General features: G+C 52.5%; 14 protein-coding genes. 13 read left to right on the forward strand and 1 reads right to left on the reverse strand.

Annotated elements, in window-relative coordinates:
- Nucleotides 1-263 precede the first annotated feature (263 nt).
- Entirely contained in the window at nucleotides 264-1,463 is a 1,200-nt protein-coding gene (locus tag DW085_RS16580; RefSeq protein WP_107000716.1) for an amidohydrolase family protein, read from the forward strand.
- Between the two features lie 137 nt (nucleotides 1,464-1,600).
- On the opposite strand, the gene DW085_RS16585 is transcribed toward DW085_RS16580, so the two are convergent.
- Entirely contained in the window at nucleotides 1,601-2,194 is a 594-nt protein-coding gene (locus DW085_RS16585; RefSeq protein WP_022360036.1) for a cupin domain-containing protein, read from the reverse strand.
- A gap of 244 nt (nucleotides 2,195-2,438) precedes the next feature.
- Between DW085_RS16585 and DW085_RS20260 the strand changes: the two genes are divergently transcribed.
- The 12 genes from DW085_RS20260 (at nucleotide 2,439) to DW085_RS16635 (ending at nucleotide 12,892) form a co-directional block, all read left to right on the forward strand.
- Complete coding sequence (locus tag DW085_RS20260; RefSeq protein WP_284525765.1) at nucleotides 2,439-2,720, forward strand: threonine/serine exporter family protein; 282 nt, start codon at nucleotides 2,439-2,441, stop codon at nucleotides 2,718-2,720.
- Nucleotides 2,717-3,244: a threonine/serine exporter family protein gene (locus tag DW085_RS16590; protein WP_284525766.1), complete on the forward strand. Its 528-nt coding sequence runs from the start codon at nucleotides 2,717-2,719 to the stop codon at nucleotides 3,242-3,244. The genes DW085_RS20260 and DW085_RS16590 overlap by 4 nt, the downstream gene beginning before the upstream one ends.
- Entirely contained in the window at nucleotides 3,244-3,726 is a 483-nt protein-coding gene (locus DW085_RS16595) for a threonine/serine exporter family protein (protein ID WP_233430212.1), read from the forward strand. The genes DW085_RS16590 and DW085_RS16595 overlap by 1 nt, the downstream gene beginning before the upstream one ends.
- Before the next feature lie 119 nt (nucleotides 3,727-3,845).
- Nucleotides 3,846-4,706: a LicD family protein gene (locus tag DW085_RS16600; protein ID WP_233430211.1), complete on the forward strand. Its 861-nt coding sequence runs from the start codon at nucleotides 3,846-3,848 to the stop codon at nucleotides 4,704-4,706.
- Nucleotides 4,706-5,989 carry a lipopolysaccharide biosynthesis protein gene (locus DW085_RS16605; protein WP_338108855.1) on the forward strand — a complete coding sequence of 428 codons (1,284 nt, stop codon included), beginning with the start codon at nucleotides 4,706-4,708 and terminating at the stop codon, nucleotides 5,987-5,989. Before DW085_RS16600 ends, DW085_RS16605 begins: the two co-directional genes overlap by 1 nt.
- A gap of 196 nt (nucleotides 5,990-6,185) precedes the next feature.
- Nucleotides 6,186-7,277, forward strand: coding sequence for an aminotransferase class V-fold PLP-dependent enzyme (locus DW085_RS16610; RefSeq protein ID WP_118493855.1), 1,092 nt, complete (start codon nucleotides 6,186-6,188; stop codon nucleotides 7,275-7,277).
- Entirely contained in the window at nucleotides 7,274-7,993 is a 720-nt protein-coding gene (locus DW085_RS16615) for a phosphocholine cytidylyltransferase family protein (protein ID WP_022360042.1), read from the forward strand. The genes DW085_RS16610 and DW085_RS16615 overlap by 4 nt, the downstream gene beginning before the upstream one ends.
- Before the next feature lie 128 nt (nucleotides 7,994-8,121).
- Entirely contained in the window at nucleotides 8,122-9,255 is a 1,134-nt protein-coding gene (locus tag DW085_RS20015; RefSeq protein WP_243034072.1) for a hypothetical protein, read from the forward strand.
- Entirely contained in the window at nucleotides 9,195-10,112 is a 918-nt protein-coding gene (locus DW085_RS20020) for a DUF2142 domain-containing protein (RefSeq protein ID WP_243034073.1), read from the forward strand. The genes DW085_RS20015 and DW085_RS20020 overlap by 61 nt, the downstream gene beginning before the upstream one ends.
- A 230-nt stretch (nucleotides 10,113-10,342) precedes the next feature.
- The gene (locus tag DW085_RS16625; protein ID WP_338108854.1) at nucleotides 10,343-11,218 is read left to right on the forward strand and encodes a glycosyltransferase family A protein; all 876 of its coding nucleotides are present in this window, start codon (nucleotides 10,343-10,345) and stop codon (nucleotides 11,216-11,218) included.
- A complete protein-coding gene (locus DW085_RS16630; RefSeq protein ID WP_118493858.1) occupies nucleotides 11,215-12,165 on the forward strand; it encodes a glycosyltransferase in 951 nt (316 codons plus the stop codon). The genes DW085_RS16625 and DW085_RS16630 overlap by 4 nt, the downstream gene beginning before the upstream one ends.
- On the forward strand, nucleotides 12,155-12,892 hold the full coding sequence (locus tag DW085_RS16635; protein ID WP_107000710.1) for a glycosyltransferase family 2 protein: 738 nt from the start codon (nucleotides 12,155-12,157) through the stop codon (nucleotides 12,890-12,892). Before DW085_RS16630 ends, DW085_RS16635 begins: the two co-directional genes overlap by 11 nt.
- Nucleotides 12,893-12,894: the final 2 nt, after the last annotated feature.

Below are 12,894 nucleotides of genomic sequence, written 5' to 3' on the forward strand. Positions count from 1 at the left end.
TGGAACCGAAAGTGCCGTAAGAAAACGTGGTGGCAGCAGGAATTTGCCGTATTTAAATGCGAAGCCACGGCAAATTCCGTTACTGGGCACGTATGCGTGAACAGTAACACAATTGAAACACGTTTTAGCGTACACTCCGCATTCCAATATTGACAAGAACAAAATCCCGGTGTTACGATATAGAAAACTGAAAAACTGCATGAAATGACGATATTCGACTGAAAATTTCATGCTTATGAAAAAGAGAAAGGAAGTCCGTGAAAATGATTCTAAGGGCGAAGTATTTAATTACCGGAGATGGCAGAACCTGTTTGCAGGATCAGGCGGTGTATCTGGATAAAGAGGGAAAAATCGGCTGGATAGGAGACGCTGCGGAAGCGGCGGGGCGCTACCCGGAAGAGATGGTAAAGGATTACGGCGAGGCGACGATCCTGCCGGGACTGTTTGATATGCATGTGCATTTCGGCTACTACTACAGCCAGCCGGATCTGGATAATTATGACGATTATATGGTGGCATACTATGCGCTGGAGCAGGCGAAACAGTCGCTGCGGCTCGGTATCACGACGGTGCGCGATCTGTCCTGTCCGCCCAATCTGATGAAGCAGCTGCGCCTGGCAGGTCAGAAGGGATATGTGACGGTCCCGCGGATCATCCATGCGGACGCAGGTATCTGCATGACCGGAGGACACGGACATCAGGATGGGGTCGAGGAGGCGGACAGCCCGTGGGGCGTGCGCGCCGCTATCCGAAGACAGCTGCGCGCGGGAGCTGACTGGGTCAAGATCCTGACGAGCAACCGCGGCGATATTCCGGAATTTACCCAGGAAGAACTGGATGCAGCGGTGGATGAGGCGCACCGCCAGGGGGTGAAGATCGCGGTTCATTCGGGTACGCAGCCGTCGATTCAGATGTGTATTGACGCGGGATTTGACACGATCGAGCACGGAACCTTTTTAACAGAGGCGCAGGCGCGCCAGATGGCGGAAAAAGGAATCGCGTGGACGCCGACGATCACGGCGTACACATATTTGTATGAGCAGACAAAGCAGATGATCGAGGCGGGTGTGGACATGGACAACCCGATCGCCGCCAGAGCCGTTCACGATCAGGCATTTTTCCAACCGGCGTTTGAGGCATACCGGGATAATTTTAAAAAGCTCTATGACACAGGGGTCACGGTGCTGGCAGGCAGCGATATGGTACTTTACAAGGCACCGCCGCTTCCGATTCATCAGGAACTCGGCTATATGGTAGACTATGGAATCACGCCGGTGGAGGCAGTGAGAACCGCAACATACAATGCGGCGAGCGTGCTTGGAATCGAGAAGGAGACGGGTAGCCTGAAAGAGGGCCTGGCGGGGGATCTGCTGGTTGTAAAGGGAGATGTCTCAAAGAATATTCGTGCGCTGGATGATGTGCTGGAAGTGTATCTGGCAGGAAAAATGGTGTATACGGTGTAAAAGATATGAAAAAGCTGTCTTTTTCAGAAGTGCAGGAGTTTTTGTTTCCTGAGATGGGAAAACCAAAAAGAAAATAAAAACATCTTGAAATTCTAAAAGAGACAGCTTTTATTATGTATCTATACCGCGCAGACTGTTTAAAATACGACTTCATTCCCATGAACAAACGGATTCGGCGTGTGTACGGTCAGAATCTTAACGACACGGTTTGTGTTGTTGACCCAGTCATGCGGGGTCTGGGAGTGGATCTGGATGCTGTCGCCCGGATTCAGGCAGTATTCGCTGCCGTCCAGATATACGGTCAGGATACCCTCCAGAACGTAGATAAATTCTTCACCGTCGTGCTGATTCATCTCAAGCTGGTTTTCAGAGCTTGTGGTGGCAGACGGCATCAGGTGGAAGATACGCGGAAGACAGGCAAATCCCTGTGCATTTCCATTGACCAGGTACTGTACGATCTGGGGGTTGATCTGGGAACAGTGCATGGCAAAACTCCGGCTGACCGGGGATTTCTCCTGATCGGCGGAGGAGTCAAAGAACGAAGACAGACTGACTCCGAGAATCGTAGCAAGCTTTGCCAGAGAGTCGATTGCAATCGAAGAGAGACCGCGCTCCAACTGGGAAAGAAAGCCGATGGACAGACCGGACTCTTCGCTGAGCTGTTTCAGTGTGTATTTTTTTGCGGTACGGAAGGCTTTTACCTTGGCACCGATGGTAACATTATGATCCATAGATATATCCCCCTTGCGGCATCATTCTTTAATATAATATATTCACTATACAGGATTTTTGTTGGAACGTCAACCAAAGGGGTAGTTTTGACGGGTAAATTTAATTCGAAATGGAACGATTTTTTGGGAAAAGACCAAAATGGGCGGCGGATTTGGAGAAGTGAATCAGTGAGCGGATAGATGGGGGAGAAAATGGGATAGAGAAAACAGGTGGACAGAAAATAAAAACAGGGGGAGAAACAGAATGAAGGAAATAGTACGTGCTTCGATCGAGGATTGTTCCCAGATCGAGCGCTTCCGTTTGGTGACTCGTCTGGGGAATGCGATTCTTTCCAATGGCGGGGAGGTATTCCGGGCGGAGCAGGCGATGGAGTATGCGGCGCGGGCGCTGCGTCTCGAAGCATTCAATGCGTATGTGATTGCAAATGGGATTTTTTCAAATGTGGTGATTGACGGGCGGTTTTATTCCAGCCGTATCTGCCATGTGCGCTGGCACCTACGATTCTATGCCGGGTGGATGCCTTGAACGATTTGTCGAGAAAGATTGCGGCGGGTAAATGTGGTCCTTATGAGATGCGGATGCGCCTTGAGCAGATTGAACAGATGAAAGTGATCGAAAATCGGGGAAAGGTTCTGGCGGCAGGAATTGGAAGCGCTGGATTTTGTTACCTGTTCCAGGGCAGCCTGCGCGATACGGCGGCGGCATTTGTGACGGGCGTGCTGCTGTATTTGTTCCTTTTATACGCAGCTCCGCGCTTTTCCTCGTCCCGGATGATGCAGACGATCATGACGAGCAGCGTGCTTGCATTGTGCTGTTGTTTTCTGTGCTGGATCGGGCTGGGAGAAAGCCTGGATCATGTCATGATCGGAGCTGTGTTCACGCTGGCGCCAGGGGTGCCGCTGACTAATTCGATCCGGAATTTTTTGGAAAATGATTATTTATCCGGTCTGATCCGTTTTGTAGACGCCTTTTTGACGGCGGGCTGTATCGCGATCGGAGTTGGTGTGGCACTGCGGTTCTGGATGTTTGCGATGGGAGGTATGCTCTGATGGAAATGGCAGGGGAAATTCTGGGGCAGCTTCTGGCGGCCTGTGTCGGAACTGCCGCCTTTTCGGCGCTGTTTGGAGTTCCGAAGAAGTATTGGCTGGATTGTGGTATCTGCGGGGCAGTCGGCTGGGGCGTGTATCTGGCGGTCATGGCAGCTTATCAGACGCCGATCATCGGGACCTTCGCGGCGAGCGCGGTTTTGACGATGCTGTCGCGCTGTCTGGCGGTACAGCGGAAAGCGCCGACGCTCCTCTTTCTGGTCTGCGGCATCTTCCCGCTTGTGCCCGGAGCGGCGATCTATTATACCGCCTACAACTTTTTTATGGGGCAGGAAGCGCTGGCGCTTCAGTATGGTATGGATACAATCAAGATGGCGGTCGCAATCGGGCTGGGGATCGGAGCGGCATATTCGCTTCCGGGACATCTGTTTGGATGGAAGTGGGAGATAGAGGTGTGGGAACCTGAGAAAGAGGGTAAAAAGTAGCCGCGGTTTACTTTTCCTTTAAAATATAGTAGAATACCCTCATACTATTAAGAAAAATATGATCAGCTGCGGCAGGCGTGGGGTGTTCTGCGGGCTTGATGGAGGGGACAGACATCGATATGGACAGTAAATTTTATGAGCCAGAAGTTCTGAAACAGCTGCAGGGAGAGATTCTGTCGATTCTGGATGATTTTATCCGGATCTGTGAAGACTATCATCTGGAATATTTCGGGATAGCCGGAACGGGAATTGGTGCGCTGCGGCACAAGGGATTTATTCCCTGGGACGACGATATCGATATTGCGATGCCGCGGCGGGATTTTGAGCGCCTGCTCCGGATCGTGGAAAAGAAGATGAGCGACCGGTATCTGGTTCTCAATGCAGAGCGATATCCCAATTATCCGCTGATGACGACCCGTCTGGTGAAGAAGGGGACGGTGTTTGTTGAGGAGGTTATGAAGGATGTGGACTGTCCGTTCGGCATCTTTCTGGATCTGTATGTGCTTGACAATGTGGCGGACAACCCGGTTCTATACCAGATTCAGTCGTGGACGGCATGGTTCTGGAGTAAGCTGATGATTCTGCGGGCGATTCCGCGTCCGACGCTGCAGCAGCGGGGCATCAAGGCGAAGCTTATCTGGGCGGTCTGCGGGATGGTCTACAAGGCGATGAAGCTGCTCCATATCTCGCCTCAGTGGCTGCGGATGCGCTGTGAGCGGGTCTGCCGTAAATACAATAAATACCGGACACGCCGGATGGCATTTCTGCCGGACACAAGCCCATACTGGAATGTCGTGGATCGGACGCGCTGTTATCCGCTCCGGAAGCTGGAATTTGAGGGCAGACGCATGAATTTCCCAGGAAATATCGAGGAAATGCTGACAAAAATGTATGGCGATTTCATGCAGCTTCCGCCGGTTGAAAAACGCAAAACACACACGCCGAGCCGGCTGGAATTTTCAAAGGAAGAGATACTGTAGTGGTAAAATATTTAGCGAACGCCCTGATCGGTGGAGACGGGCAGATTGAAAAACGAAATATGAGCTGGAATATGATAGGGAGCTTTCTCTATGCACTGGCGTCCATGGTGCTGACGATCGCGGTCATCCAGATTGTCGGCGAGGATGAGGGCGGTATCTTCTCCTTTGCGTATTCTACATTTGGTCAGCATATGTTTATGGTGGCCTATTTTGGCATCCGCCCGTTCCAGATCACGGATACGAGGCGGCGGTTTACGTTTGGCGAATATCTGCGGCTGCGCCTGATGACCTGCGGCGCGGCGCTGGTAGCCGGGCTTTTTTATGTGACGGTGATCAACCGGGACTATGCCTTTGTCAAGGCGGCGACGGTGTTTTTAATGGTCGCGTACAAGGTGATCGACGGTTTCGCGGACGCTTACGAGGCAGAATTTCAGCGTGATGGACGCCTGTATCTGACGGGCAAATCAAACGCATTCCGGACGGTTTTATCGGTCGGTGTCTTTTTAGGCAGTTTGAATGCGACCCACAACCTGGTTGGCTCCTGCCTGGCGGCGGTACTGGCGCAGCTGGCGGGCGTGTGCCTGTTTGATTTTTCGGTAATCGGTCATCTGCCGCAGGTGGACTGGGAGGTCCGCTCCGGGCGTGTCGGGCTGTTGTTTAAAGAAAATGTAGTCCTGTTTTTATCGGTTATTCTGGATTTTTATGTTTTTTCTGCCGCGAAATATGCGATCGAGGGCAATATGGCGGACAAGTATCAGGCGGTATTCGGTGCGATCTTTATGCCGACCAGCGTCATCAATCTGGTGGCAGGCTTCGTCATCCGCCCGTATATCACGAAACTCTCGGATCAGTGGGAGCGGAATGCGCTCCCGGAATTTGCCGGGACGGTAGGCCGGCTGGCGGCAATCATCGCGGCGCTTACGGCGCTGGCAGTCGGGGGTGCCTGGATTCTCGGAATCCCGGTTCTCTCAATGTTATATCCGAAGATTGCGTATATGCTGCGGGAATGCCGCCTGGCGCTGGCGTTTATCATTCTGGGCGGCGCGTTTAATGCGTATGTGAATCTGTTTTATTATGCACTCATCATTATGCAGGAGCAGAAACGAATTTTTCTGGGTTATGTCGGTGTGACGGCAGCGGCGCTCCTTATTTCTTCGCCCTGTGTACGGGCGGCGGGACTGCTGGGAGGATCGCTTTCGTATCTGCTTTTGATGGCGGCACTGACTGCCTGCTTTGGACTGACGTCGCTTGTGATGTACCGGAGACGGGTACGCGGGATATAGAACTTGTTTAGAATGTACTCTCGGAGTCTTTCTGCACTTGCTTTTGTGGCTGATTTTCCGCCAGCCGCACCCGAATTTCATCAACGTACGCACCGCGTACGCCTCAGAAATTTGGGCACAACTGACAAAAAATCATCTCACAAAATCGAGCACAGAAAGATTTCGAGAGTACATTAGATAGATTTGGAGGAAATGTATGATTAATTTTGCGGTAGGACCGGTTCAGATGGACGAGGAAATCCGGGCGATCGGGGCGGAAGAAGTGCCATATTTCCGCACACCGGAATTTTCTGCAATTATGAAGGAAAATGAGCGCCTGATGAAGCAGTTCACGGGGGCGCCGGAGGATGCGAGGGCGGTTTTCCTGACAGGTTCGGGCACGGCGGCGATGGAAGCGGCAGTCATGAACCTTTTTACAGAGCGCGACCGCGTGCTGGTCGTAAACGGCGGCAGTTTTGGCGCGCGGTTTGCGAAAATTTGTGAGATCCATGAAGTTCCTCATGAGGAGATCCAGCTGGAGAGCGGACGGGCGCTTCGGGCAGAAGACCTGGCACCGTATGAGGGAAAAGGATTTACCGGATTTTTAGTCAATGTCCATGAGACTTCCACGGGCGTTCTCTATGATATGGAGCTGATTTCGGACTTTTGCAGACGAAACCAGCTGATTCTGGCGGTTGACGCGGTCAGCTCGTTTCTTGCCGATCCATTTTGGATGGGAAAATGGGGCGTTGATCTGGTGCTGACCGGTTCTCAGAAAGCGCTGGCACTTCCGCCGGGACTCTCGATTCTGGTGCTGGGGGCGCGTGCGATCGCGAGAGTGCAGGAGACGGTGGTCCGCTCGATGTATTTTGATCTGCGCGACTATCTGAAAAATGGCGAGCGGGGGCAGACGCCGTTTACACCAGCGGTCGGAGTGCTTTTACAGCTTCATAAACGGCTGACGATGATCGAGGAAAAAGGGCTTGCGGCAGAACAGGCACGGATCCGCTGTCAGGCGGAGGATTTCCGAAGCAAAATAAAAGATCTTCCGTTTGAGATCGTTTCCAATTCTCTCTCGGCGGCATTGACGCCGCTTCACCCGACGGGCGTGGACAAAGAGGGGAAAACGGTCTCAGCGCATCGGATTTTTGAGATTTTGAAGGATGAATACGGCATCTGGATCTGCCCGAACGGCGGCGCGCTTGCCGACACGGTGTTCCGTGTCGGTCATATCGGCGCATTGACGCCGGAAGACAATGACAGCCTGATTGCGGCATGGAAAGATATGCAAAGGAGGGGACTTCTGTGAAAGTATTGATTCTGGCAGCGGGACGGGGAACCCGGATCTCGCGTTATCTGTCGGGAAAACCAAAATGTACGGTGGATATCGGCGGCGGGCAGTGCCTGATCGAGTACACGATTGACCTGCTTCATTCCCGCGGCATCCAGGATATCGGCATCGTGCTGGGCTATGAGGCGCAGGTGATCCGCGAGGTCTTGGCAGACAAGGGAGTTTCCTTTTTCTACAACCCGTTTTACGATGTGACAAACAGCATCGCGTCTGCATGGTTTGCGAAGGAGTTCCTGACAGGGGACGATCTGCTGATCATGAACGGTGACGTATACCTGGAGGAAAAATTGCTTGACCGGATCCTCGCGCAGGGCAGGAGCCCGGTGATGTTTGCGGACGAGAGCCGCCGGGAGACAGCGGATTATAAGTTCTTCTATGAAGATGGAATTTTGAAAAAATATGGAAAAGAGCTGACCGGGGATGATGTGACGGGCGAGTACATCGGAATCGGACGGTTTTCAGCGGCATTTATGCCGGAATTTATCTGCCGGATGGAGGAGATGATCGACCGCCAGGAGCACGGCGTCTGGTGGGAAAATGTTGTTTACAGCATGACCGGGCAGCAGCCGGTCTATGTCGAGGACGTCAGCGGGCATTTCTGGGCGGAGGTTGATTATATTGAGGATTATGAGCGCATCCTGGAACACAGGGGCGTGGAGAAGATAGTGCGCTAGAGCGCTTGATTTGAAAGACAAAACACGGTTCACGGGTAGGCGCTTTTGGAACCGAAAGTGCCGTAAGAAAACGTGGTGGCAGCAGAAATTTACCGAATGTAAACGGGAAAAATAAGGGAGAAGTACAGATGCAGTTTAACAGGCATTTTATCAATCGAATAGAGAAAAAAGATGTGCTGCGGCTGCTTCTGGCGCTTGTGGCAGTCTTTGTGATCGGTGTTCTGGGCGAGTTTGTCTGCAATTTCCCGGCGCTCCGGGCAAATGGATGGACGCGGCAGGCGACGCGGACGATCGCTCTGGACGAGGTGCAGGTGAGCGGATTTGAGCGGTTAGAGACAGAAAAAACAGAGGTGCTGCAGCTTTCGGATGCAAGCGGTTATCTTCACATTCCACTGGACGGTAGCTATGTCAGCCAGTTTCTCTACCACTATGATTACGATGGTCTGTTAAATGCCACCGTCCGCCTCGGTTACCGCAACATCTACGGCGAGCAGCGGGAGCACGACGCAAAGATGGTCATGGACCGCAACTGCCGGGTGCTGAAATTTTCTTCGGTTCCGGTGAATGGGAAGCTGGACTACGTGGATCTTCTGATTACGCGGGAGGATCTAGACGAAGAAGGGATTTCCTACATGAATTTTGGCGGGATGCCGCTTGCACTGACCGGGTTTGCGACGGTGGCGCGGGCAGGTATCAACTGGTACCGGCTGGGACTTTTCTGGTGTGCGGCGGCGGTTTTGATCGCACTTCTCTGTTTCCGGGATTTCGTGGCAAAGCGCATCGAGGTTGGATTTCTGCTGATCTCCCTGACGTTTGGAACAATATTTTCACTGTCGCTCCCGGCAAATAAGGTGAGCTGGGATGAGGAAGTGCATTTCGCGCAGGCATTCTGGATGGCAAATTACCGGACGCCGGTGCAGGCGGAACCGGCGCTTTTACAGGAGTTTACGACGGGCGTAGATACCTGGCCGTACAATCAGCCGGAGAGTCGGGACGAGCAGGCGGCGCTCACTTCGTATCTGAATCAGAATGCGGGTTACCGGCACGGTGAACATCTCTGGAGTACGGATCTCAACAAAACGACGATGACCGGATATGTGGGTTCGGCGCTGGCGCTGAAAGCGGGAGGGCTGCTTCATATCCCATTTGGAATCCTGTATAGCTGGGGAGGCTGGGAAATCTCTATGTCTATGCGGCAGTTTTGTATTTTGCCATCAAAAAGACACCGGTCGGCAAGGCGATCCTGGCATTTCTGGCGCTGATGCCCGAGCCGATGATGCTGGCGGGGGCATATTCCTATGACCCGACCGTCACGGCATTTTTGTGGCTGTCTTTCGCGGGCATTCTGGAAGCGGCGCTTGGCGGGCGGAAAATGGACTGGAAAGCGTATGCGCTTATCGTGCTTACCTTTGTCTGGGGCTGCCGCGTCAAGGCGGTATATGCGCCGCTAATTCTTCTGGGACTGATGATTCCGGCAGAAAAGTTCCGTTCTAAACGGGAAATATACCTGATGAAGGGTGGATTTATCGTGATCTGCGGTCTGATGATGTTATCCTTCATCCTGCCGGTTCTGATCGCGCCGCGCGATATCGGGGATACGAGAGGTGACAGCACCAGCGAGAAAGGGCAGATGGCGTACATTCTGGGACAGCCGCTTGCCTACGCGTGGGTGCTGATCTGCAACCTGTTCCGGACGCTTCCGTCCTATGTGCTGGGCGAAAATTCCCTGGGACTTCTGGGACACACGGGAACGATGTCATTTCCGTGGGCGCTGTACGCCGGTTCGGCGGCCGTTATCCTCACAGCCGGGCAGCCATTTTGTGGAAAACGTCTGTCAAAAAAACAGAAGCTGTGGATATTTATACTCTGCGCGGGAACGGCAGTGCTGGTCTGGACTTCGATGTACATCGCATTCACCAGACCGGGTAATACCTATATCGACGGCGTACAGGGGCGCTATTACCTGCCATTTCTGCCGCTTGTCTGGTTGGTTTTAAACCCGGATCGGGTAATGGTGCGGATGGAGAATAAAAACTATCATGCGCTGGTGTTAGGGGCGGCGGCGCTGATTCTGGCGGCAACGGTTTATCTGGATATCTGGATGAAGTTCTGCCGGTAAGCATAAGCAAGCTAGAAGAAGGCAAAGGTTACTGTATACGGGTAGGCACTTTTGGAACCGAAAGTGCCGTAAGAAAACGTGGTGGTAGCAGGAATTTGCCGTATTTAAATGCGAAGCCACGGCAAATTCCGTTACTGGGCACGTATGCGTGAACAGTAACAGGCAAAGATGTTTGAAACGTTAAAATCGATCATAAGTCTGGTAAAAATAAATTCAAGCAGGTACCGCTCTTGAAAAACGAGAAGGCAGAAGTGCGGCATGAAAGAGCGAGAGAGAAAGGGAACGAGATGCAGCAGGAAATCATTCATACATTTGCGGTCTGTGCATACAAGGATTCGCCGTATCTGGAAGAATGTCTGCGTTCGGTGACGAGACAGACGGTCAAATCGGAGGTGATCTGCTGTACCTCGACGCCGAGCAGCTATATCCGGGAGCTGGCAGCGCGGTATCAGGTGCCGCTCTATGTGCGGGACGGGGCGAGCAATATCCGTGAGGACTGGATGTTTGCCTATGGAAAGGCGCAGGGGCGTTTCGTCACGATCGCCCATCAGGACGACCGATACCGCAGCGATTATGCCGAAAAGCTTTTAAAGGCATGGAAGAAATATCCGGATCTGCTGCTGTTTGCGAGCGATTATCTCACGATCCGCATGACGGAGAAAGAGGGAAAAATGAAAGCCATTCCGGAGCCATTTAACATGGTCTGGCTGGTAAAAAAGATACTGCGCCTGCCGCTGCGGCTTCGTTTCCTGGCAAACCGCACATGGATCAAGCGGAGCAGTGTCTGGTTTGGCAATTCAATCTGCTGTCCGTCCTGCACGTACAATAAAGAACAGATTGGGGACGATATGTTCCATTCGGAGTATGATTTTGCGCTGGACTGGGACAACCTTTACGAGCTGGCGGGCAAAAAGGGACGTTTTATCTGTTCGGAAAAACCGTTGATTGCCTACCGCGTTCATGCGGCGGCGACGACGAAAGCCTGCATCGAGGACAACCGGCGCCCGGCGGATGAGATGGCGATGTTCCGGAAAATGTGGCCGGACTGGATGGTAAAGATTCTGATGCATTTTTACAGAAAAGCCTATAAGGAGTACGAAAAATGAGAAAAGCCGATGTGATTATACCTACGTTCAAACCGGGGGATAAGCTGGAAAAACTTCTGCGGCGGCTGTTGGAACAGAGTGTGCCGGTGGGCCGTGTGATCATCATGAATACGGAAGAAAAGTACTGGGATGCTGAGCGGTTTGAGTCCTTATTTGAGGGGGAAGATACAAAGCTGACCGTGTGCCATATCCGCCAGTCGGAATTTGACCATGGAAGGACGCGCCATGAGGGAATTTTGAAATCAGATGCGGATGTCTGCATCTGCATGACGCACGACTGCGTGCCGTATGACCGGAATCTGGTGAAAGAGCTTCTGGAGGCGCTGGATGCTTCGGAACGTGTGGCGGCAGCATATGCGAGACAGCTTCCGGCGGCGGACTGCGGTGTGATTGAACGGTATACGAGGGACTTTAATTATCCGGCGGTGAGCCGTCTGAAAGGGAAAGAGGACGAGGACGAGCTGGGAATCAAGACGTATTTCTGTTCCAATGTCTGCGCGGCATACCGGCGGGATATTTACCTGAAGCTTGGCGGATTTACGAAGAAAACCATTTTCAACGAGGATATGATTTTTGCCGGACACGCGGTGGAAGCCGGGTATCAGATTGCCTACGCGGCGGACGCGCAGGTCATCCATTCCCACAATTATACGGCGATGCAGCAGCTGCACCGGAATTTCGACCTTGGCGTATCGCAGGCGGATCACCCCGAGGTGTTTGGGCGCCTTCATTCGGAGGGCGAGGGAATCCGTCTGGTGAAGAAAACAGCGAAATGGCTGGTGGAAAATGGTCATGTGCTTCTTCTGCCGCAGCTTGTGATGGCGAGCGGAAGTAAATATGCCGGGTACTGGCTGGGAAAGCATTATAAAAAGCTGCCGGAGGGGCTGATTCGAAGCCTGACGATGAATCCGGCATACTGGGAAGGAGAAGTGGGCGATGGAAGATAAGGCGTTATTGTCCACAGAAGAAGCTTCTGGGGCGGAAAAAGCCGAACTTTTGATAGTCATACCGGCGTACAACGAAGCCGAAAATATAGAGCGGGTTGTGAACCATCTGACTGCCAATTTTCCGCAGTATGATTATGTGGTCGTCAATGACGGATCGCGCGATGAGACGGCGGCGATCTGCCAGAGAAATGGATATAATCTGTTGAACCTTCCGGTCAATCTGGGACTGGCGGGGGCATTTCAGGCGGGACTTAAATATGCCGACAAGTACGGATATCAATATGCGGTCCAGCTCGATGGAGACGGACAGCACCGTCCGGAGTATCTGGAATCCATGATCAAGAAAATGGAAGAAGGTTACGATATCGTCATCGGTTCCCGGTTTGTCGGGGAGAAAAAGCCATTTACGATGCGGATGCTTGGAAGTAATCTGATCGAGATGGCGATCCGCTTCACAACGGGTGTCAATATCAAGGATCCGACCTCGGGAATGCGGATGTTCAGCAAGCGCATGATCCGCGAATTTGCATCGGGGCTTAACTACGGTCCGGAGCCGGACACCGTTTCCTACCTGATCCGCCAGGGCGCGCGGGTGGCGGAGGTGCCGGTCATCATGGATGAACGGATTCTGGGAGTCAGTTACCTGACACCGGTCAATGCGATGCGGTATATGCTTAAAATGCTGATTTCGATTCTGTTAATCCAGAATTTCAGAAAGAGGAGGTAGCG

The sequence above is a fragment of the Clostridium sp. AF50-3 genome, assembly GCF_003477445.1.
Lineage (GTDB): Bacteria > Bacillota > Clostridia > Lachnospirales > Lachnospiraceae > Otoolea > Otoolea fessa.